The organism is Neobacillus massiliamazoniensis, from assembly GCF_001048695.1.
Classification (GTDB): Bacteria; Bacillota; Bacilli; order Bacillales; family Cytobacillaceae; genus Neobacillus; species Neobacillus massiliamazoniensis.
The window spans coordinates 469,272-491,721 of the sequence record NZ_CVRB01000004.1 but is presented as its reverse complement, the minus strand read 5'-3'; the positions used below and the strand labels follow the sequence as shown (position 1 = coordinate 491,721).

The 22,450-nt window shown below is 37.2% G+C and carries 24 protein-coding genes; 19 read left to right on the top strand and 5 right to left on the bottom strand.

The features are described from left to right. Positions 1-6 precede the first annotated feature (6 nt). On the top strand, positions 7-420 hold the full coding sequence (gene zur / locus BN1082_RS20325; RefSeq protein WP_090637544.1) for a zinc uptake transcriptional repressor Zur: 414 nt from the start codon (positions 7-9) through the stop codon (positions 418-420). Positions 421-786: 366 nt separating this feature from the next. Here the strand turns inward: zur and BN1082_RS20320 are convergent, their stop codons facing one another. After that, positions 787-1,350: a 5' nucleotidase, NT5C type gene (locus BN1082_RS20320; protein WP_090637542.1), complete on the bottom strand. Its 564-nt coding sequence runs from the start codon at positions 1,348-1,350 to the stop codon at positions 787-789. A 179-nt stretch (positions 1,351-1,529) separates the two neighbouring features. Here BN1082_RS20320 and BN1082_RS20315 point away from each other — a divergent pair, with 179 nt between their 5' ends. Continuing rightward, on the top strand, positions 1,530-1,901 hold the full coding sequence (locus BN1082_RS20315) for a DUF4190 domain-containing protein (RefSeq protein ID WP_090637540.1): 372 nt from the start codon (positions 1,530-1,532) through the stop codon (positions 1,899-1,901). Positions 1,902-2,081: 180 nt separating this feature from the next. On the opposite strand, the gene ispG is transcribed toward BN1082_RS20315, so the two are convergent. From ispG to BN1082_RS20290, 4 genes are all read right to left on the bottom strand, one after another. Then, entirely contained in the window at positions 2,082-3,182 is a 1,101-nt protein-coding gene (gene ispG, locus BN1082_RS20310; RefSeq protein WP_176699892.1) for a flavodoxin-dependent (E)-4-hydroxy-3-methylbut-2-enyl-diphosphate synthase, read from the bottom strand. Positions 3,183-3,508: 326 nt separating this feature from the next. Next, a complete protein-coding gene (locus BN1082_RS20305; RefSeq protein ID WP_090637536.1) occupies positions 3,509-3,838 on the bottom strand; it encodes a LysM peptidoglycan-binding domain-containing protein in 330 nt (109 codons plus the stop codon). A gap of 98 nt (positions 3,839-3,936) precedes the next feature. Next, positions 3,937-4,710, bottom strand: a complete 774-nt coding sequence (locus tag BN1082_RS20300) for a DUF1189 domain-containing protein (protein ID WP_090637534.1) — start codon at positions 4,708-4,710, stop codon at positions 3,937-3,939. A gap of 451 nt (positions 4,711-5,161) precedes the next feature. Then, a complete protein-coding gene (locus BN1082_RS20290; protein WP_090637532.1) occupies positions 5,162-5,860 on the bottom strand; it encodes a Crp/Fnr family transcriptional regulator in 699 nt (232 codons plus the stop codon). 353 nt (positions 5,861-6,213) lie between these two features. Here BN1082_RS20290 and BN1082_RS20285 point away from each other — a divergent pair, with 353 nt between their 5' ends. The 17 genes from BN1082_RS20285 to BN1082_RS20205 all read left to right on the top strand — a co-directional run bounded on the left by BN1082_RS20285 (position 6,214) and on the right by BN1082_RS20205 (position 22,248). After that, a complete protein-coding gene (locus tag BN1082_RS20285; RefSeq protein WP_090637530.1) occupies positions 6,214-6,822 on the top strand; it encodes a superoxide dismutase in 609 nt (202 codons plus the stop codon). Positions 6,823-6,970: 148 nt separating this feature from the next. Then, complete coding sequence (locus BN1082_RS20280) at positions 6,971-8,188, top strand: MFS transporter (protein WP_090637528.1); 1,218 nt, start codon at positions 6,971-6,973, stop codon at positions 8,186-8,188. Positions 8,189-9,066: 878 nt separating this feature from the next. Beyond that, a complete protein-coding gene (locus tag BN1082_RS20275) occupies positions 9,067-11,184 on the top strand; it encodes a peptidoglycan D,D-transpeptidase FtsI family protein (protein WP_090637526.1) in 2,118 nt (705 codons plus the stop codon). Between the two features lie 226 nt (positions 11,185-11,410). Beyond that, positions 11,411-12,340, top strand: coding sequence for a phosphate ABC transporter substrate-binding protein (locus BN1082_RS20270; RefSeq protein ID WP_090637524.1), 930 nt, complete (start codon positions 11,411-11,413; stop codon positions 12,338-12,340). A gap of 80 nt (positions 12,341-12,420) precedes the next feature. Beyond that, positions 12,421-13,341 (top strand): phosphate ABC transporter permease subunit PstC, encoded by a 921-nt coding sequence (gene pstC / locus BN1082_RS20265; RefSeq protein WP_090637523.1) that lies wholly within the window; start codon positions 12,421-12,423, stop codon positions 13,339-13,341. Next, complete coding sequence (pstA, locus tag BN1082_RS20260) at positions 13,341-14,228, top strand: phosphate ABC transporter permease PstA (RefSeq protein WP_090637522.1); 888 nt, start codon at positions 13,341-13,343, stop codon at positions 14,226-14,228. Before pstC ends, pstA begins: the two co-directional genes overlap by 1 nt. Before the next feature lie 31 nt (positions 14,229-14,259). After that, positions 14,260-15,066: a phosphate ABC transporter ATP-binding protein PstB gene (gene pstB / locus BN1082_RS20255; protein ID WP_176699891.1), complete on the top strand. Its 807-nt coding sequence runs from the start codon at positions 14,260-14,262 to the stop codon at positions 15,064-15,066. Positions 15,067-15,078: 12 nt separating this feature from the next. After that, positions 15,079-15,852, top strand: a complete 774-nt coding sequence (pstB, locus tag BN1082_RS20250; protein ID WP_090637519.1) for a phosphate ABC transporter ATP-binding protein PstB — start codon at positions 15,079-15,081, stop codon at positions 15,850-15,852. Positions 15,853-15,864: 12 nt separating this feature from the next. Next, positions 15,865-16,524 (top strand): phosphate signaling complex protein PhoU, encoded by a 660-nt coding sequence (gene phoU / locus BN1082_RS20245; RefSeq protein ID WP_090637517.1) that lies wholly within the window; start codon positions 15,865-15,867, stop codon positions 16,522-16,524. Between the two features lie 292 nt (positions 16,525-16,816). Further along, the gene (locus BN1082_RS20240; protein WP_090637515.1) at positions 16,817-17,347 is read left to right on the top strand and encodes a DUF4912 domain-containing protein; all 531 of its coding nucleotides are present in this window, start codon (positions 16,817-16,819) and stop codon (positions 17,345-17,347) included. Then, a complete protein-coding gene (locus BN1082_RS20235) occupies positions 17,340-18,575 on the top strand; it encodes a glycosyltransferase family 4 protein (protein ID WP_090637514.1) in 1,236 nt (411 codons plus the stop codon). The genes BN1082_RS20240 and BN1082_RS20235 overlap by 8 nt, the downstream gene beginning before the upstream one ends. 47 nt (positions 18,576-18,622) lie before the next feature. After that, positions 18,623-19,255: a hypothetical protein gene (locus tag BN1082_RS20230; protein WP_141650894.1), complete on the top strand. Its 633-nt coding sequence runs from the start codon at positions 18,623-18,625 to the stop codon at positions 19,253-19,255. Between the two features lie 54 nt (positions 19,256-19,309). Then, positions 19,310-19,459: a 50S ribosomal protein L33 gene (gene rpmG / locus BN1082_RS20225; protein ID WP_081679947.1), complete on the top strand. Its 150-nt coding sequence runs from the start codon at positions 19,310-19,312 to the stop codon at positions 19,457-19,459. 171 nt (positions 19,460-19,630) lie between these two features. Further along, positions 19,631-20,197, top strand: a complete 567-nt coding sequence (locus BN1082_RS20220) for a 5-formyltetrahydrofolate cyclo-ligase (protein ID WP_090637508.1) — start codon at positions 19,631-19,633, stop codon at positions 20,195-20,197. Then, positions 20,194-20,982, top strand: coding sequence for a DUF92 domain-containing protein (locus BN1082_RS20215; protein WP_090637506.1), 789 nt, complete (start codon positions 20,194-20,196; stop codon positions 20,980-20,982). The genes BN1082_RS20220 and BN1082_RS20215 overlap by 4 nt, the downstream gene beginning before the upstream one ends. Positions 20,983-21,024: 42 nt before the next feature. After that, positions 21,025-21,978 carry an L-lactate dehydrogenase gene (locus tag BN1082_RS20210; protein ID WP_090637504.1) on the top strand — a complete coding sequence of 318 codons (954 nt, stop codon included), beginning with the start codon at positions 21,025-21,027 and terminating at the stop codon, positions 21,976-21,978. 75 nt (positions 21,979-22,053) lie between these two features. Continuing rightward, entirely contained in the window at positions 22,054-22,248 is a 195-nt protein-coding gene (locus BN1082_RS20205) for a hypothetical protein (protein ID WP_090637502.1), read from the top strand. The last annotated feature ends 202 nt before the right edge of the window (positions 22,249-22,450 follow it).

Genomic DNA, 22,450 nt, shown 5'->3' with positions numbered 1-22,450 from the left:
ATTCTTGTGAATGTTAATGAAGCCATTCAATATTTAAAGGAAAATGGTTTTAAGCAAACAGGCAAAAGAGAAGATATGCTCCAGTTGTTTGCTGATAGTAATAAATATTTAACAGCGAAGGATGTCTTAGATCAGCTAAAAGATGATTACCCAGGTTTGAGTTTTGATACCATTTATCGTAATCTTTCACTTTTTGTTAAAATGGGAATTTTTGAAATGACAGAGTTATCCGGGGAAAAGCATTTTCGATTTACGTGCTCACGCCACCAGCATCATCATCATTTTATTTGTCTGGACTGCGGCAAAACCAAAGAAATTGAGACATGTCCAATGAATGTTTTGAATGAGGATTTAAAAGGATATGATATATCGGGGCATAAATTTGAAATTTACGGCCGATGTCCTGAATGTTCGCATTAAGAAAAGCGCAAGCGCCTTGGTTAGCCCCGATATAGGGAGACTTGGCACTTGTAAGTGCCTTAGTCTCCCTTAATGCGCACAGAAGGCGTTAGCCTTCTGTACCAAGCATAAGACAATCTGGCAGGATGCCAACATAATTGAATAGTCATCTTTGCAGGCATGCGACGAGGTGAACATAAACTTCTCCGATTATGCTTTGCCACAGGAGCAAGAATTAATTAATATGTAAAATATTTATTGTCTTATGATTTCGAGGGGCTAGGCGCTGGAGCTCAAAAAAGCTTGGATTTCCAAGCTTTTTTATATTTATTCACTTTACTCTGTGAGTGCTCTTGATTTATCCAGTTTCTGCATTGCTTGTTATTATTATTTTAGCCATCTGTCCACCCAATCGTATGCCTGCTTCCAAGTGTCAACACGGATGACTCCATTAGGAATGGGTTCTTGATTATATGGGGTATTGAATAAAATAACAGGGATCTTGCATTCTTCATGAATCATAACAGCATTATCATGTTTATCTTCAAAAAAGATGTCTAGCTTATATTTTTTTGCTGCATCTATCTTGTAGTGTGATCCAATTAAATCAATATGATGAAAGCTCAACCCTTTTTGAGTGAACCATTTTTTAGTGTTCTCAAGTAAATAGGATGGTCTGGCGCTGATAAAAAATAATTCATGCTCATTTTTCCAAATATTCAGTGCATTCTCAACCCCATCTGCAAGAGGGGATTTTTCATAAATAATGGGTTCATTTTCTATAAACCATTTCGAAAATTCTTGTTCCGGAACATTTACAACAGCATTCAAATCATATTCTTTTACATCCTCTAACGTGATATTCATCTTAAAGGCTTTGTTAATAAAGGGTAATAATGCTGCTGGGCTTGTTACCGTCCCATCAATATCAATTCCAAATCTCTTTCCCATTGATGTCACCTTCATACTGCAAATAATGTACTTTTTTATTTTACCAAAGGGAAGGAATTCTCTAAAGAAATATTTTATTGGAAAACTTATCGGTATTTTAGACAAACATTAACATAGTAAAAAGAAGTTAAAGGTAAACAATAATAAATGCTCCTATAAACTGAAAGAGAGGGATCGAGATGGAAGAAAAAGACAAAGAGTTACGTGATGATCGCCAAAGTGCATATTTTGACGATGACATCCCAAATGACCCTTCTGACTATAGGGAAGAAACGTCTGCTGAAATTGCAGCGCCAGTTTCACCCGTTCGAGAAAGAGAACCTGCTCGAGAACATGATGACTTAGCAGCAACTGGTGGGACGGGAATTGGCTATGTTGCTTTAGCGATCTCCATATTATCTCTGTTTGTATGGCCAGTAATATTTGGTATAGTAGGGATTGTCCTTGGATTTATTGCTCGTGGCCGAGGAGCAACAGGGCTCGGAGCTTGGGCAATTGGCATTGGAGTCGTTTCACTCATTATTGGCATCTTTATCCTGCCATTCTTTTAAATAAATAGGGGCAAAAACGAAGAGGATATCCGAAAACAAAGTGCCATACCCCTTAACCTACAATATATAACTGAACTTTGCTTGAAAAGCAGCTATATATTGGGTGTAAAGCGGGAGGTCAGACACTTTTGGACATCCTCTTCTTCAAAGTTTTTTATCGATTAGTGAACTTAAACATTTTTATGAATTTTTGACTTCTTCAGCAGCTTTTTTCTGATAGTACTCCTCTGCAATTTGGTCAATTTCTTTCTTCAATTCTTCCACCATTTGCGCTTCCGGTACTTTTCGAACAATCTCACCCTTGCGGAATAATAAGCCTTCTCCACGTGCCCCAGCAATGCCAATATCAGCTTCTCTTGCCTCTCCAGGTCCATTTACAGCACAGCCTAGCACTGAAACCTTGATAGGTGCTTTTACGTTTTGTAAGTATTCTTCAATTTCATTAGCAATGCTGATTAGGTCGATTTCGATTCTGCCACATGTTGGACAAGAAATTAATGTAGCGGCATTTGAAGATAAACCGAAAACTTTTAAAAGCTCTCTCGCAACCTTTACTTCTTCGACAGGGTCTGCACTTAACGAAACCCGAAGAGTATTGCCAATTCCTTTGCTAAGGATGGTTCCTAAACCGGCTGAACTTTTGATTGTGCCAGAAAAAAGCGTTCCAGATTCGGTAATCCCTAAATGAAGAGGATAATCAAAAGCTCTTGCAGCTTTTTCGTAAGCTTCAATTGCTAAATTTACATCAGAAGCCTTCATGGAAACAATAATATCGTGAAAATCTAATTCTTCGAGAATTTTTATATGATAAAGTGCACTTTCAACCATACCGTCTGCAGTTGGATACCCATATTTATCTAAAATCTTCTTTTCAAGGGATCCTGCGTTTACACCGATTCGAATCGGAATACCGCGCTCTTTCGCTGCTTTTACAACAGCTTCCACCTTTTCGCGTTTCCCAATATTACCCGGATTGATGCGGATTTTATCTGCACCGCCTTCAATCGCTTTAAGTGCCAATTTATAATCAAAGTGAATATCAACAACAAGAGGAATACTGATTCTCTTTTTAATTTCTGCAATCGCATTGGCTGCACGTTCGTCTGGACACGCCACACGAACAATTTGACACCCAGCCTCTTCGAGACGTTTTATTTCTGCAACAGTTGCCTCAACATCATGGGTTTTTGTTGTTGTCATACTTTGGATAAATAACTCATTGCTTCCGCCAATCGTTAAATTCCCAACTTTAACCGGTCGGGTTTTTGTACGATGTATTATTTCACTCACGTGGAATTCGCTCCTTTAAAATGGAATTCGAATAATTGATCAAATCATTTCAACATGATTATTTTATCAGTCCATTACTAATTTTGACAAGGATAAGGAAGAAAGTATATTAATTCGGATACTGTCCAGCTCCAGCGCCTAGCCCCTCGAGGTCATAAGCCAATCCGTCATGAAGGTTAAAAAGCAACCTTCATGACGGCTCGTCTTATGCTTGGCTACAGAAGGCTAACGCCTTCTGTGCGTATTAAGGGAGACTAAGGCACTTACCAGTGCCAAGTCTCCCTATATCGGGGCTGAGCGAGGCGCTTCCGCTTTTCTTAGTAATCAGGAAACTGATAAGTTACCCCAATTTGGATTTTTTCAGGGTTCTCTCCAGGGTTTAATTTTCGAAAATCGTCGATTAAATCGGTAATAGAAACAGGAAGGGGTTTATTGATATGATGTTCTACAATTGAAATGACAGTATCGCCAGGTTTTACCTTTTCTTCAAACACTGGCATATTTTTGTTCACTTGCTTAACAACGGCTGACGTAGGTTCAGCTTCCAAATTTGTTTTATTAGTATTTGGCAATGTGCCAACAGTTAAATCAATATATATCGCATAAACAATTAGAATGACGAGCAGAACACCAAACAATCCTTTCATTCGGACCAGACCTCCATCATCGGAAAGTTTGTATATTCGTATGCTTGTCCACCTTTTTATAGAACTTATAAATAAAAAAAACGCACAAAAGTGCGTCTTTACAAAGCTTTTTTCGGCTTCGGTATTTCGTTTATACACAGGCACAGTACGATGATTGTTACAGACCAGTTGATAAGGAAGCTGTTTGGAACAGCGGTTTTGAGAGCAGCCATGATCGTAAAAAACACGGTTGGCAATGTTATGCTGTAGGCAGACAATCTCCAGAGATGACCGTAATGAAGTTTTCTGCCCAATAGGTTTCTTAGTAGGAGACCCACCACTGCTAATAAGGTTACTTTGATAAAGCTTGCGGCACTGGAAAATAAAAAAATTAGAATCGATAACACTGGGAGAATGATGACTTTCATACTATCTATATTATCAATGTATTGTAGAATCTCTTTGTTTGTAAGCTGATTCCCTTTTAACATGGAATAAGGATATGTTTGAATGTTACCTCCCGCAGCAAAAACAAATTCATTCTTCAATAATGCAAAGGCATTTCCTTCTTTTTGAACTTCTTTTTCCGATACCGCACCAGTGGAATCAAGAAAAATAGTAAATTGATCCTTTTTTACGGTTACAGGTACTTTTGATTCTGAATTTAGTACGCCGTTTTCAATAGAAAAGGAAGGAATTTCATTTTTCATAACCTCTTTTGCCGTATTAATACCAGTTGAGATAGAGGTAGTTAAGTAAATAATTGATGGCAAAATGGAAACGAGTGTTAAGAAAAACACATAAAGAATTGTTTTTCCAATACCTTGGAAACGAAATAAGGCCATATCTTTTGGAGAATAAATACTTTTAAAAAATTGTTTGAAAATATTCATTATTACCACCCTTAAACAGATTCACCATTATATTGTAGCCTTTGCCATCGATGTAGACAAGAAAGACCTGTAAATAAAAAAAGCAGAAGCAAGGGTTCACTTCCGAAGCTTTTAACTATCCTGGACAATTCTCGAAGTCCAAAGTATCTTTTTTATTTAAAAAAAGCTGTGTTAAAGGTCATATTTGATTTTTAAAACTATGTTGATTGGAGCGGAAGGCGCGAGATCCTCGAAAATGCTATCGCATTTCCTTCGTGCGGTGTAGATTCGAAGAAGCTGATTCAACGTCCTGCGGGAGTACGGGGCAGAGGAGACCCCACAGGCGCTTAAGCGCCGAGGAGGCTCCCCGGAACGCCCGCGGAAAGCGAAGCGGCTGGAGCGCAAATCAACAGGCAAGTTTAACACAGCCAAAAAAAAGCCCTTATCAACATTGACAAGGGAAAACATCCATTTAATTTATCCCGCAAATTTCTTTGGAGCAATTTTGACAGTCGACTTCTTCTTTTAAATAGCTTAGTTTTTTGACCGTGAATTTTTGTTGATCATATGAAATAATTCCTTTTTCACGAAGTTCTTTTAAGGCGCGTTGAATAACCTCTCTTGTGCCGTATGTCAAGTTGGCTAATTCCTGATGGGTTAATGGCAGGTCAATGAGAATTCCATCTTCCGTTATCACCCCGTATGAATTACAGAGGCGGATAAGGACCGAATACAGTCCGCCTTTTTTACCGTTCATAATTAAATCCTGACACTTCATTTGTGCCTTTAAATAACCTGTACTAAGCCAAGTTACAAATGCATTCATTGCATCAGGGTCTATTTGAATAAATTTTTCAAATTCATCTTTTTTAATAAACACAATTTCACAGTCTGTAACGGCTTTGGCGTAGAATATATAATGAGGATTTGGCTTAAACAGCTGATATTCAACAATTAATTCACGATTATTTAAAACTTTCAATGTGAAATCCTTGCCTGTTATATGGACCCTCCCAAGGGCAACACTTCCTTTAAGCAATAAAAAAATATATTCTACAGGCTCTTTTTCTTGAAAAAGAACACTCCCCGCTTTAATTTTTTGGACAGACTCTTTTTCCTGAAAAAAATGTAACAAAATACTATATATATTAAAGCTTGTTGATGTCTGCATATCCAACACTCCTTTAACTCTTCATCTTGATTAAAATAATTTATTAACAACATGTCAATGAAGCTTTTAACATTATTAGTAGATTTGTTAGGCAAATATGACATAAATCGTTGACAGAATGCAGTCTTGCTGATTTATGACAATTTATCGAAAAAAAAGAGCCTATTTTCATTTTAAAATGAAAGGTATAAAACTACTTTATAAGGGTAATGTATTTATGTTGAACTAAGCATTAAATTTGAAACGCATAATCAAGTTTGGTATTCTTAAGCTACAAAGCTTTAGAAATATTCTAAAAATCGTTTTAGATATTAACTAAAGCTAAAAAAATGTATACATAGGAGGAATTAACCATGGCATTTGAATTACCAGCATTACCATACGCAGAAAATGCGCTAGAGCCACACTTTGACAAAGAAACAATGAACATTCATCACACTAGACATCACAACACATATGTTACAAATTTAAACAATGCGTTAGCAGGGAATGAAGAATTGTTATCAAAGTCAGTTGAAGAAGTCATTTCTAACTTAGATGCAGTTCCTGAATCTGCTCGTACTGCAGTGCGCAACAATGGTGGAGGTCATGCCAACCATTCTTTATTCTGGCAAATCCTTTCTCCAAATGGCGGTGGCGCACCTACTGGTGAATTAGCTGACGCAATCAACAGCAAATTTGGAAGCTTTGAAGGCTTAAAAGAAGAGTTTGCAAAAGCAGCAACTACTCGTTTTGGTTCCGGCTGGGCATGGTTATCAGTCAATAACGGCGAACTTGAAGTATCTAGCACACCAAACCAAGACAGCCCATTGATGGAAGGTAAAACTCCTATCTTAGGCCTTGACGTTTGGGAGCATGCATACTATTTAAAATATCAAAACAAGCGTCCAGATTACATTACTGCTTTCTGGAATGTTGTAAACTGGGACGAAGTTACAAAGCGTTACAGCCAAGCAAAATAAAATTTTTTAATAAAAACGCGAAAAAAGGCAGCTAATCAAAGCTGCCTTTTTTACGTATTAAATCAATCCATTTACATATGTTTTATGAAAAATGAATAAGAAAAACTCCATTGTTAAAGACTACCTCTTAAGAAAAAGGGGAGTTTTTATGGCAAAAAAGTTTAGATTTCTGGGTGATGTAGAGTTAACGAAGGATTTAACATTATTGCTGATAATTGGTGGTTTATATTCTTTAAGCGTAGCCCTTTCTAACACATTCGTAAATATTTATTTATGGAAACAAACGGGGGAATTTTCTGATATTGCGCTTTATAACCTCTCAATTGTGATCCTACAGCCGTTGACATTTATTTTGGCCGGGCGATGGGCAAAGAAAATAGATCGCGTCATTGTGTTAAGAATCGGTGTCATCTTTTTAGCGCTTTTTTACTTAACGGTTTTAGTGTGCGGTTCAAAAGCATCAACTTTTTTACTGTTATTAGGCAGCCTCCTTGGAATAGGCTATGGGTTTTATTGGCTCGCTTATAATGTTTTAACATTTGAAATAACGGAACCGGAAACCAGAGACTTTTTTAATGGCTTTTTAGGGGTACTATCTTCATTTGGAGGGATGATTGGACCAATAGCAGCTGGAATTATCATTACAAGATTTGAGAAGTTCACTGGGTATTCGATAGTCTTTGGTCTTTCTTTATCATTATTTGCACTTGCTGTCTTTTTTAGTTTTTCATTAAAACCTCGACCTTCTCACGGGACGTACTGCTTTACAAGAATTTTAGCTGAGAGGAAGAAAAATGATAATTGGCGTCTCATAACAAACGCCCATTTTTTTCAGGGCCTAAGAGAAGGGACGTTTTTGTTTGTCATTTCCGTGTTCGTCTATATTACAACAGGAAGTGAAATGGCAATCGGAACGTTTGGCCTGCTTAATTCAGGAATCTCATTTATTGCTTATTATGCGGTATCTCGATTGATAAAAAAATCACAGCGCAAATCATCTATATTAATAGGAGGAATTTTATTATATTTGGCCATCCTCCTGATTGTATGGGATGTTAATTTTGTTAAGCTTTTAATATATGGGGCAACCATCGCCATTGCATATCCGCTTATACTTATTCCTTATACATCCACCACGTTTGATGTCATTGGAACAGGCTGGAAAGCAGCGGAAATGAGAATTGAATATATTGTGGTTCGTGAAATATTTTTAAATTTGGGCAGGATTGTTTCGATTTTATGCTTTTTAGGTGCTGTAACTTGGTTTAATGAAAAACAAAGCATTCCCATATTATTATTGTTTTTGGGAGCAGGCCACACTTGTATTTATTGGTTTATTAAAAGAGTCCGCTTACCTGCTATGTAAAGAGGATGGCTGGCTTAAAAGGTTCTGAAACTTTGTTAGGGATATCTTTTTTTCAAAGGATTTTTTACTAAAAGAATAAAAATTGAAAATAAAGAGTGGATCGGGTAACTAGGATTATAGGTGAGTAATATTGGAAGAAATTCCAGAACGGAACATAAAATCAAAAAACGGCACATATCCGTTTTTTCTAAGTGAAAACCCAAAATAAGAGCTTCGGAAATAATAAACGGAGCTCTTTTCAATGGTGAAAATAGGTACTTGGGATCAAATGGCACATAAAAGTTAAAAACGGCACATAAAGTCGAGAAACGGAACATATATTTGAAAAACGGCACATAAAAATCAAAAATGGCACATATCCGTTTTTATCTAAGTGAAAATCACAAAAAAGAGCTTCGGAAATAATAAACGGAGCTCTTTTTAATGGTGAAAATAGGTACTTGGGATCAAATGGCATATAAAAGTTAAAAACGGCACATAAAGTCGAGAAACGGCACATATATTTGAAAAACGGCACATAAAAATCAAAAATGGCACATATCCGTTTTTATCTAAGTGAAAATCACAAAAAAGAGCTTCGAAAATAATAAACGGAGCTCTTTTCAATGGTGAAAATGGGGACTAGGGATCAAACGGCACATAAAAGTTTAAAACAGCACCAAAAAATCAGGCACTAAAGATTTTTTGGTGACCATTACCAGATTGTTTGATATTAATCCTAATTTTTTACAGAAAAAACAACATCAACAATTAACAAAGCTTTTTTCATAAAATATTTGTCGAAATTGGTAAGGGTTATTCATAGAAAAAAGGAGCTTTTTCTTATAGAATAGAGAATGTTATCCTTGAGCTTTGAATAAAGGAAGTGAAGCTGGACTTTGAATAAAAAGAAAAAGAAGACACATGTACCGTTTCGATTTAACATGTTATTCTTTGTTGTATTTACCTTGTTTTCGATTCTTATCCTTCGTCTGGGCCAATTACAGATCGTGTATGGCGAGGATTATCAGCGTGAACTGCAGCGGACAGATAATATTACTGTAAATACCCCGGTGCCTCGTGGAAAAATGTATGATCGAAGTGGTAAGGTAGTTGTTGATAATACCCCATTAGATGCGATTACTTACACGAAAAACCCAAATACAAGCCAAAAGGATATGTTAAAAACAGCAAGAGATTTGTCAAAATTGATTGATGTTGACTTATCAAAAGTTCGTGACCGTGATAAACGGGATTTTTGGATTCAAATTAACCCTGAAAAAGCAAAGGCAAAAATCACGAAACAAGAATGGGCATTATTCAATCAAAAAAAATTAGACGACAAACAGATCTATGATTTGGAATTAAAAAGGATAACCGATGCAGAGTTGAACAGTTTAACAAATGATGATTTAAAAACACTTGCAATATTAAAACAATTTAATAGCGGTTATTCCTTAACTCCGCAAATTGTAAAAAATAAAAATGTTACTCCGGAAGAATTTGCTTCTGTCAGTCAAGATCTTGACAATCTTCCAGGTGTTGATACTACAACAGATTGGGATCGTTCCTATCCATTTGGAAATACCCTTCAGACAGTATTAGGTAACGTATCTTCATCGGAAGAAGGTTTACCTAAGGAGCAGCTTAACCAATACCTTGCGCAAGATTACAGCAGAAATGATCGGGTAGGAAAAAGTTATATTGAATCGGAATACGAGAATGTTCTTCATGGTCAAAAAGCAAAGGTAAAAAATGTAATGGATAAATCAGGTAATATTGTCTCTACTGATACTGTTGCCAATGGTCAGAGGGGAGACGATCTCGTTTTAACGATTGATATGGATCTTCAGCAGCAGGTAGAGCAAATTATCGAGGATGAGCTTATGAAGGCAAAGGCATATCCAAATACATCCCTTTTAGACCGGGCATTTGTTGTCCTAATGGACCCTCATACTGGTGATTTATTAACGATGGCCGGCAAGCAGCTTGTTAAAAATCCCCAAACCGGTCAGTACGAAATGCATGACTTTTCTCTTGGAAACATAACAACCTCTTATAACGTAGGTTCGGCAGTCAAGGGAGCAACTGTATTAACAGGCTATAAAACAGGAGCGATTCAACCAGGTCAAGTTCAGGTTGACGAACCGTTGAAAATTGCCAATACACCGGTAAAGAAATCTTGGAAAACTTTTGGTCCGCTTGATGACTTAAAAGCCCTTCAAGTTTCATCAAACGTTTATATGTGGAAAACGGTCATTGCAATGGGAGGAGGACATTATGTACCTAATCAGCCATTGCCATTAAATCCAAAAACTTTTGATACAATGCGTCAATCGTTTGCCCAATTTGGTCTTGGTGTACGAACAGGAATTGACCTTCCAAATGAAACAGCCGGGTTTCAAGGGCCTGACCGCAAGCCAGGGTTACTTCTCGACCTTGCAATTGGACAATATGACACGTATACACCGATGCAGTTGGTTCAATATATTTCAACCATTGCCAACGGGGGATACCGTGTTCAACCGCATATTGTAAAGGAAATTCGCCAGCCGTCAATGGATAATACTGAAATGGGTCCAATTATCCAGGAAGTCCAACCAAATATTTTAAATAAAATTGATTTTCAGGATGACTGGATTAAAAGGGTACAGGAAGGTTTTAAATTGGTCTACCAGGCTCCTGGAGGAACAGCATATAGTTTCTTCCAAGGCGTAGATTATAGCCCAGCCGGCAAAACTGGAACGGCGCAAGCCTTCTATGATGGCCCTGAGCGCAAAAATTTTAAAGAGCCTCCTGAGGTAATGAATTTAAGTCTCGTTGGCTATGCACCATCTGATAATCCTGAAATTGCGATGGCTGTCTTAGTTCCTTGGGCATATCAGGGTGATACCGGTCCAAGTGTAAATGAGGAAATTGGCCGAAGAGTAATGGATGCCTATTTTAACTTAAAGAAACAGCGTCAACAGCAAGCAAGTGGAGCTGCTAATACGCAACAGACTCCAACTGGCCAGTAAATTATTTAATAATCAAAAGTTTAGCACCTGTCACTTTGGCAGGTGTTATTTTGTCGAATAAAAGTACTACCAATAACTTCTAGTATGTCCGTCTTTACAAAAACGCAATATAAATTTACATAAGCTTTACATTTGATTAAAACTAGCTAAACAATTTTAGCGTATTCTTATACATGTAAGGCAGACACACGTTCAAATTGCTAAAAATTTAGGGGGAATTAAGGAAATGAAAAGCATGAAAAAGTTAAGCTTATTTGCTTTACTCGCAGCAATGATGGTAGTTATGGCCGCATGCGGTGGTGGAGCATCTACAGATAAGTCGAAAGATTCTTCTAAAGGAGCAGATACAAGTAAGCCTGCTCAAAAAGAACTTTCTGGTTCATTAGTCATTTCTGGTTCAACTGCCATGCAACCATTAGTCGCAGCTGCTGCCGAAGAATTCATGGGAAAAAATCCAAAAGTTGATATTCAAGTAAATGCCGGTGGTTCTGGTACTGGTCTTTCACAGGTTGCACAAGGTGCAGTTCAAATCGGAAACTCTGATGTTTTCGCGGAAGAAAAACAAGGTATTCCAGCTGATCAGCTTGTTGACCATAAAGTGGCAGTAGTAGGAATGACAGCTGCTGTTAACCCTAAAGTAGGCATTAAAGATATCAAAAAAGCTGATCTTATCAAAGTTTTCACTGGACAAATCACAAACTGGAAAGATCTTGGCGGTCCTGACCAAAAAATCGTTCTTGTAAACCGTCCTGATTCATCAGGTACACGTGCAGTATTCAATAAATTTGCTCTAGATGGCGCAAAACCAGCTGAAGGAGTCACTGAAGATGCTTCCAATACAGTTAAGAAGATTATCAACGAAACTCCAGGAGCAATTGGTTACCTTGCATTCTCTTACTTAAATGATAATACAGTAACACCACTTGCAATCGATGGTGTTGCACCAACTGCTGAAAATGTTCAAACAGGTAAATTCCCAGTATGGGCTTATGAGCACTCTTATACAAAGGGTCAACCAACTGACCTTGAAAAAGCATTCCTTGATTTCTTAATGAGCAGCGATGTTCAAAACAATATAGTGAAAAAACAAGGTTACCTTCCTGTAACAGATATGAAGGTTGAACGCGACCCACAAGGAAATGTAAAGAAAAAGTAAAAAATAAAACATCTTAATTTAACAGGGTAAATGCACTTGTTGCATTTACCCATATACGCATTTTAGGAGTGTAAATTAATATGGAAAAAACGATTTCTGCGCAAGAAAGATTGTTGAAATCAAAGAAAAATTGGATGGATGGAGAAGTAAGAGGAAAAGTTATTGTTTTTTTATGTGCTGCTATCATGATTACCGCAACGCTTGCAATTACGATTTTCCTTGGAACAAAAGGGTTACAATCTTTTGTTAAAAATGGTGTTAGTCTTATTGAATTCTTAACCAGCAAGGTCTGGAATCCTACCGATCCAGTGAAACCACAATTCGGTGCACTACCATTCATAGTCGGTTCTTTTGCTGTTACTTTTCTTTCCGCCATCATTGCTGCACCTCTAGGTATTGGCGGTGCTATTTTTATGACAGAAATTGCTCCATCATGGGGAAGAAAAATATTACAGCCAGTCATAGAACTATTAGTAGGTATTCCATCCGTTGTTTATGGATTCATCGGGCTTACAGTATTGGTTCCATTTGTTCGGAACCATTTGGGAGGACTTGGATTTAGTTTGCTTTCTGGGACAATTGTTCTTTCTATCATGATCTTGCCAACGATAACGACAATTGCTACAGATGCTATGAGCACACTTCCTAAAAGTCTTAGAGAAGGTTCATATGCTTTAGGTGCTACACGCTGGCAAACGATTAGAAAAGTATTAATTCCTGCTGCGATGCCATCATTATTGACTGCTGTTGTTCTAGGTATGGCAAGAGCATTCGGGGAAGCTTTAGCTGTTCAAATGGTAATCGGTAATGTAAAAACATTACCACATAGTATTTTGGATGCTTCTGCTACCTTAACAACAATTATTACTATGAATATGGGTTACACCACCTTTGGAAGTGTTGAAAACAATATTTTGTGGTCAATGGGTTTATTCCTATTAATCATGTCTTTCGCCTTCATCCTATTGATTCGATATCTTTCAAATAGGAGGAAAATATAATGAATAGCAAAACTGCTGATCGAATCGCGACAGGGGTTTTTATAGCCATTGCCGTTATTATTGTTTCTATTTTAGTTGGTCTTTTTTCTTTTATTTTAATAAACGGCTTGCCGCATGTTTCTCTCAAATTTTTAACAACACCTTCAAGTAATTTGATGGCGGGTGGAGGCATTCGCGATCAACTATTTAATTCGTTTTATGTTCTTTTTATCACGATGCTGATTACTGTTCCTCTTGGTGTTGGCGGCGGCATTTATATGGCTGAATACGCTAGACCAGGAAAAGTGACAAATATCATTCGCTCATGTATAGAGGTATTAGCTTCACTACCTTCGATTGTTATAGGGATGTTCGGTCTCTTAATGTTTGTTACGTTAACAGGATGGGGATATACCATTCTTGGCGGTGCTCTTGCCCTAACAGTATTTAATCTTCCAGTCATGGTAAGAGTGACTGAGGATGCTATTCGTTCCGTTCCACGTGATCAAAAGGAAGCCAGTCTAGCTCTCGGAATAACTCATTGGCATACAATCAAAACCGTTATACTTCCAAGTGCTTTTCCAACTATTTTAACGGGTGCCATCCTTGCAGCCGGGCGTGTGTTTGGTGAGGCGGCGGCATTATTGTTCACGGCGGGTCTTTCTACACCGAGAATGGATTATAGCAATTGGAATCCCTTTTCAGCAACATCGCCCCTAAATATTATGCGACCAGCTGAAACATTGGCAGTGCATATTTGGTCGGTTAATACGCAAGGTTTAATTCCCGATGTTAAGGACGTTTCAAATGGATCGGCGGCAGTTTTAGTTATTTCTGTATTGCTGTTTAATTTATTGGCACGCTTCATTGGCAGTCTTATTTACAAAAAAGTAACAGCAACAAAATAAAGGTGGGTGAGCAAAAATGGTTCCTGCATTGATGGAGAAAAAAACAGTTGAAAATGCTGTTCCTAATCATGCTCAGTTAAATAAAGAGGATATCTTAAAAGTAAATAATTTAGAGATTTTCTACGGAGAAAAACGCGCAGTAAATGGAATTTCAATGGATATTAATAAGAATTCTATTACTGCTCTTATCGGACCTTCAGGATGTGGCAAATCAACCTTTTTGCGTAGCATCAACAGAATGAATGATTTAATCCCTGGTGCAAGGGCAGAAGGCGAAATCCTTTATGAGGGTCTTAATATTTTATCAGAACAAATCAATGTTGTTGCATTAAGGAAAGAAATAGGAATGGTTTTCCAAAAGCCTAATCCTTTTCCAAAATCAATTTATGCAAATATTACCCATGCTCTTAAATTTTCGGGAATTAGAAAGAAAAATGAGCTGGACAAAATCGTTGAAGAAAGCCTAAGGAAAGCGGCATTATGGGATGAAGTGAAAGACAGGCTTCACAAATCAGCTCTTTCTTTATCAGGTGGACAACAGCAGCGTCTATGTATTGCAAGGACGATTGCTATGAAACCGACCGTCATGTTGCTTGATGAACCGTCTTCGGCTTTGGATCCAATATCCAATGCAAAAGTAGAAGAATTGATCATTGACCTGAAAAAGGATTATTCCATTATTATCGTAACTCATAATATGCAACAGGCGTCACGGATATCAGATAAAACTGCCTTCTTTTTAAGTGGTGATTTGATTGAATACGATGATACAGAGAAAATTTTTACCAATCCTGCCGTAAAAAAGACGGAAGAATATATTTCTGGAAGGTTTGGGTAGGGAGGAAATCTTGTGGCTATTTCAACATTAACTAGAGAAGTATTTGATATTAATAAATTAAATTTGTGGTATGGCGATCATCATGCCCTTAAGGACATTGACTTTCCTATTAACAAAAAAGAGGTAACGGCCATTATCGGTCCATCCGGTTGCGGAAAGTCTACTTTTATCAAAACGTTAAACCTTATGATTAATATGGTTCCGAACGTAAAAATGACAGGGGAAATAAATTTTAATGGTCAAAATATCCTAAGTGAAAAAACGGATTTGGTTGAGCTGCGTAAACATGTGGGTATGGTTTTTCAGAAGGGGAATCCTTTTCCACAGTCGATTTATGATAATGTTGCTTACGGTCCGAGAATTCATGGGATGAAAAGAAAGGTTCATTTAGACGAAGTGGTAACAAAAGCTTTAATGGATGTTGCTCTATGGGATGAAGTAAAGGATCGTTTGCATGCCCCTGCTTTAGGTTTATCTGGTGGACAGCAGCAAAGATTATGTATTGCAAGAGCACTTGCCACAAAACCGGAAGTATTATTAATGGATGAGCCTACATCTGCTCTTGACCCGATTTCTACATTAAAAATTGAAGAACTAATTCTTGAACTAAAAGAAAAGTATACGATCGTAATCGTTACCCATAATATGCAGCAGGCTTCCCGGGTATCGGATAAAACTGCCTTCTTTTTAATGGGAGAATTGATTGAATTGGACTTAACTTCAACAATTTTCTCATTGCCAAAAGATTCACGTACTGAGGACTATATTTCTGGTAGATTTGGATAATGAGGTGACGAAATGACGACGAGATCAAATTTTGACCATAATTTAAAGGAATTAAAGGAACTTCTAATTGAAATGGCTGGAAAAGCGGATCATGCCATTAAGGAGTCCATGTTGGCCCTCCTAAATCAGGATCTTGAGAAAGCTAAATCTGTAATCGATGCGGATTATGAAATTGATGATTTAGACCACGAGATCAATGATAAAGCATTATTGCTAATTGCAAGAGAATCTCCTGTAGCAAAAGATCTTAGAAGAATCAATGTAGCATTGAGAGTTTCATCTGAAGTCGAGCGAATGGGAGATATGGCTGTCAATATTGCCAAATCTGTTTTGCATATTGGGAATGAAAAGCATATTAAAACATTTGTCGATATTCCGAAAATGATGGAGATGGCGTTAGAAATGGTGTCGGATTCCATTACTGCATTTTATGCAGAAGATATTGATCTAGCTTATAAATGTGCGGAAAAAGATGATAATGTTGATAATATGTTTGGAAAATTAATTCAAGAGCTTCTAACGCTTATTCCGCATAATCCGGAATCTACTAACCAGATTATTCAATTATCGTTTGTTTGCCGATTTATTGAAAGAATTGCAGACCATGCAACAAATATAGTAGAAAATGTTATTTACTTAGAGACAGGAAAACGTTACAACTTAAATAAGTAACCATATAGATTACAAAAGATGAAGCTGGCACTTAGCTTCATCTTTTTTTGTTGTCATTTTTTGAAAAAAACAAGAAAAAATGAATGGTTTTCGATTCGTCTATCATTTCTTTTTTTTTCTGGCTATTAAAAAAATCTCCGAATTTAATTGTATCAAATAATGATAGGCAAAATCCGACAAAATGCGTTTATTGTCCACATTTCATTCCAGTGATATGATTAAATTATCAAATTTAATTGATAATTATTGTTTTTCTGCATATAATAATTAGTTTGTGAAATGGGGGAACACAATGTTTCAGGAAACTGTATCTTCGACAAGCCAAAAACCAATAGATTTTGTCCCTATCAAAGGGGAACTGCAACTAAAACTTTTGACACCTCGAAAAATAATCTTGTTTTGGGAGGCTTCAAGTTTACCTGCAAAAATACTGAATTGTTTTTTTAACCTTCAATTTGAAGATCTTATCCATGCTGCCCGAATCTACGATGTAACAGAGATTCAGTTTAATGGGAGAAATGCCCATCATTATTATGAAATTCCCTTGTCTTATGACAATGGTTATTGGATGATAAAAGGGTTAATAGCAAATCGCAGCTATCTTGCTCATTTAGGGGTTAAATTTACAGAAAGAGAATTTTTTCCACTTCTTCAATCAAATATTATCCATACACCGACTATAGATATTCCTTTTGACAATGGGATCTATCATGATTTGCTGCAATTTCAGACATATGAGGACAAGCATCCAAAGTGGATCGAGCATGTCAGTACGTATAGTTATTACCAGGAATGCTCTGCTCCGGAGGGGGAAAATGGATAAAACATCTTCGTTACAAGGGATCGAACAATTGGCTTCTTTTTCTTGTAAATTAAAGATTCTTATGTTGTGTTGGGAATACCCTCCGAATGTAGTTGGTGGCCTCTCTAGGCATGTTTACGGCTTATCAGCCCATTTGGCAAAAATGGGTCACGAAGTACATGTGGTTACAGCGGGAAATGACGAATTACTTTCGTTTGAAAGTCTAAATGGCGTTCATGTTCATCGGGTTAAGCCCCTAAACAAATATGACCATAGTTTTATCACCTGGATTGGTGGTCTTAATGTAGCTATTGGCTATAAAGCGGAAAAATTGGCAGAGGAAATCGAGTTTGACTTGATTCACGCTCATGATTGGCTGGTCGGCGCTGCTGCAATTGCTTTAAAGGAAACCTTATCAATCCCATTGTTATCTACCATCCATGCAACAGAATATGGCCGAAATAATGGAATTCATACAGAGATGCAGCAATTTATCCATGAAAAAGAGATACAATTAATGGAAGAATCCGATATGATCATCGTATGTAGTCAATATATGATAGAAAATCTTATTTCTATATTTCAAGTAAATGTTGAAAAAATTGCGGTTGTTCCCAATGGGATTGACCCTGTAGAGTTTTCAGGTAATTTTAACGAATTATTTCCTGAGCTTGAACATAAAAAATATATCTTTTCAATTGGAAGAATTGTAAAAGAGAAGGGGTTTGAAACGATTATTGAAGCCGCTGCCATTGCCAAAGAAAAAGGACTTAATCTTTTCTTTGTCATCGCAGGTAAAGGGCCGATGCTCGATACCTATCGGCGTAATATCGTTGAGCGGAGATTGGAGGAGCAAATTACCTTTATTGGCTATATTAACGATGATCAAAGGAATGCCCTGATCTCAGGCAGTGAAATGGCTGTGTTCCCGAGCCTTTATGAACCGTTTGGAATCGTTGCACTTGAAACAATGGTATTAGGAAAACCGACTATTGTTTCAAATACTGGGGGCCTTAAAGGGATTGTAAAACATCTTCAAACAGGACTGTTAATGATTCCAGGTGATGCAAAAAGCTTGTTGGAACAGATCGACTTTCTGATGCAGCACCCGAAAAAAGCAGATGAGATAGGAAATAAAGGAAAGCAAATTACAACGAGCTTGTACGGTTGGAAGCGAATTGCTTCTGAGACAAGCAACATTATGGAAGATACAATTTTACAGCATCGCATAAAGAAAAAAGGAAATTAGGAATGGGAAAAGAAGGACCCAATATTATTAAAAAGGTGGTGACGGAAATGAATCTAGCAGAACAAAAGAATAACAAAAACTCATTTGTTCAAAATGCTTCAATGGAACAATTGCAATTGATTCCGGGAATATGGGTTAATGGCCATTGTTTTTGGATGCAAAATCAAGCTGAAAAGGTTATCTACGAAGAAGGATTGGTCATGAAAGTTAAGCAGGAGCAGCTTCACTCGAGAATTCGTTTTTCTACTGTTTATGTGAGTAATTATAGTAATCAAAAGAAAGAAGTAAGAATATTGGCCATGCATCAATATCCCAATCCTCTAGGGGAGCAGTTAACGTTTGTTTCTCCTACAGATAATAGAATTTTTCATCTAGCCAACAAAGCCGTGTATATGGTAAATGGTCAATATAATGGCATCGGTATGAGGGATAGTACAGTAATGCCTCAATGGAATGCATTTACAGACCAAATATGGAGTTCTCTTAAGAGAGGAACCCTAAAGTACCAGCCAATGGTGAAAGGGCTGGCAGCAAGTATTTTTATGGAATATTTGACGATTGAATCACATGAAACAAAGAAAATGAATACATGGACGATTTGGGGAATGAATAAAAATGAGGTCCAGTCCATAGAGAAGGCACTTTTAAAAAACACACTAGCATTTCCTTTTGAAAAATGATATTATAGAAAAGTCGTATGAACGAACAGCTTAATCGTTTGGAGGGAAATTGACATGCGTGTAAATATTACGTTAGCGTGCACTGAGTGTGGAGACCGTAACTATATTTCAACTAAAAATAAACGTAATAATCCGGATCGTCTTGAGCTAAAGAAGTACTGCCCAAGAGAAAAGCGTAGTACAACACATCGCGAAACAAAATAAGCAGTAGGAGGCTTCCTGCTGCTTTTTTTTGATTTTTAGGAAAGAATACATTTTTCCTATTTTTTTTTCTTTCCTATGTCGCATGAATACCACAAGGACTATGCATTTGACCAATCAAACTCGCCAATTGGCGAGTTTTCATTTATTTTTAAAAATGGAGGTTAATTTAAAATGAATGATAAAAACTCCGTCCGAAAACAGATGAAGGAAACTCTTTCCCATTTAACAACACCCCTTTACGAGGATTACTCCTATAAAATAGCAAAGAGACTTTACGATGAACAGGATTGGAAGGACGCTGCTGTCATTGGGATAACGATTTCGAAGCAGCCTGAAGTTGATACATACCAAATCATCCGTAAAGCGTGGGAATTAGGAAAACGAGTGGTAGTTCCAAAATGTATTCCAAAGGAGAAAAAGTTATTATTTAGAGCATTAACTGAATTTTCTCAGCTCGAGTCTGTATTTTATGGTTTACTTGAGCCAATTGAAGCAAAAACTGAGGAAGTAGTGCCAAGTCAAATTGACCTTCTCATTGTCCCAGGCTTGGCTTACACGCAAGCTGGGTATCGTCTTGGCTTCGGAGGCGGTTATTATGATCGTTTTTTAAGGGATTACGATGGAAAAACAATCTCATTGGCGTTTAATTGCCAAATAATCCCCCAGATTGATCTTGAAGAACATGATCTTCCTGTTTCCAAAATCATTACCAATACTGGGGTTATTACTACCAAATGATTGAAAACCTATTTATTCTCATTATAATTATTTTAATTAGTTATATGGGTTATTTACTTCGGTCGTTATCATTTTCAGGGACAATAGCAGCTATTTTCGTTGGAATGGCTATTTATGCCGGCTATGGTGTAAAAGGTTTAATCTTGCTTGGAGTGTTCTTTGCCACTTCTAGCTTTTGGTCTAAATATAAAGCTGCTTCTAAAAGTCGTTTAGAAGAAAAATTGGCCAAAGGGGCGAGAAGAGATTGGCGACAGGTAATTGCAAATGGCGGCGGTGCAGCACTTTTTAGTATGCTCAGTTTTATTCACTATGACAAGGCCTGGCTAATAGGGTTTATCGTTTGTTTAGCAAGTGCTAATTCTGATACGTGGGCATCCGAAATTGGTTCACTTAGTAAGAAAAATCCGATCGATATTCGAAGCTTTGTTAGAGTAGAGAAAGGGACGTCCGGAGCAATTAGTCTTTTAGGTAGTACTGCCGCCCTTTTTGGTTCTTTAATTATTTCCATTAGTAGTTTGCTTCTATTTCAGTTAAGTATAATTTATGGTGTAATGGTCTTTCTTTTCGGATATATAGGAAATGTTTTGGATACTTTGATTGGAGCATATTACCAACAACTTTATAGGTGTAATGAATGCGGCATAGAAACAGAAAAAAAATTTCATTGTCATAGTCCAACAAAGAGAATAAAAGGAATTGCTTTTGTAGACAATGACATGGTCAATTTTCTATCTGGATTTTTGGCCGCAATACTAGCGATTGTTGTATTTATGCTGACAAAATAAATATAATATGAAGTAGAAAATCATGGTAAAGGTGGAATTGTTATGTTAAATCGTGTGAATAGAGTTGCTGTAATAGGTACAGGATTTGTAGGGTCGAGTTATTCGTTTGCACTGTTAAATCAAGGGATAACGGAAGAGCTCGTTTTAATTGATCTCAATAAAGAGAAAGCAGAAGGAGACGCGATGGATTTAAATCACGGTCTTCCTTTTGCTCCATCACGGACAAAAATATGGTTTGGAAGCTATGAGGATTGCAGGGAAGCAGATATCGTCGTTATTACAGCGGGGGCTAACCAAAAGCCTGGAGAAACTCGACTGGATCTTGTTGAGAAGAATACAAAAATATTTAAGGGTATCGTGAAAGAAATTATGGAAAATGGGTTTGATGGTATTTTTATTGTCGCTACCAACCCTGTTGATATTTTAACCTATGCAGTATGGAAGTTTTCCGGACTACCTAAAGAACGTGTGATTGGCTCTGGGACCATTTTAGATACTGCTCGTTTTCGCTATCTTCTTGGGGAGTATTTTGATGTTGACACCCGTAATGTTCATGCCTACATCATCGGAGAACACGGAGATACGGAACTACCAGTTTGGAGCCATGCCAATATTGCAGGTACATCTATTGATAAATGGACAAAAAACATGGATAGCTTTAGCCCACTTGATCTTGATCAACTATTTTTAAATGTACGTGATGCTGCTTACCATATTATAGAACGGAAAGGTGCAACCTTTTATGGGATTGCCATGGGTCTTATAAGATTAACAAAGGCCATTTTACAAAATGAAAACTCTGTTCTAACCGTTTCTACTTATCTGAATGGAGAATATGGACAAGAGGATATTTTTATTGGTGTGCCTGCGGTCGTAAACCGAAATGGAATAAAAGAAGTAGTCGAGCTTGATTTAAACGAGGACGAATTAATGAAATTTAAGAAATCCGTCCAAGTATTAAAGAGCACGATGGAGCCAGTTTTTAAAAATCTATAAAATAATCCTATTTCATTCGATTTTCTGGATAAAAATCTTTACCTCCTCGTAAAATAACTGCAGGAGGGATAAAGAATGTCGCGTATGTTAACTTCTATTTTGATGATTGGGTCTATTGTTTATTTTGCATTCCGTTACAGATATCGGATTATTAATGTACTGCTTGCATCCAGATTCCTTCGCCGCTTTGCGGTAGGAACGATAATGAGAATTCCAGGTGTAAAAGGTAGATTGTTTCAATCAGTATTTGGAGGACCATCTGAATGGTGAAAACCACAGATGGTTTTTTTATTGTCTAGGAATTTATAGGTTCATTTAGGAGCGGTCAACTTGGATTAAGTTTGCTGAATCCAGCTCCATAAGAGTAAGCTTCGGAAGCGATATCTCGCACGCCGAAAAACGTGAGTTTTTCGGCGGAGCGCCTAGCCCCTCTCTGGTCTAAGCCAATCCTTCATGAAGGTTAAAAAGCAAC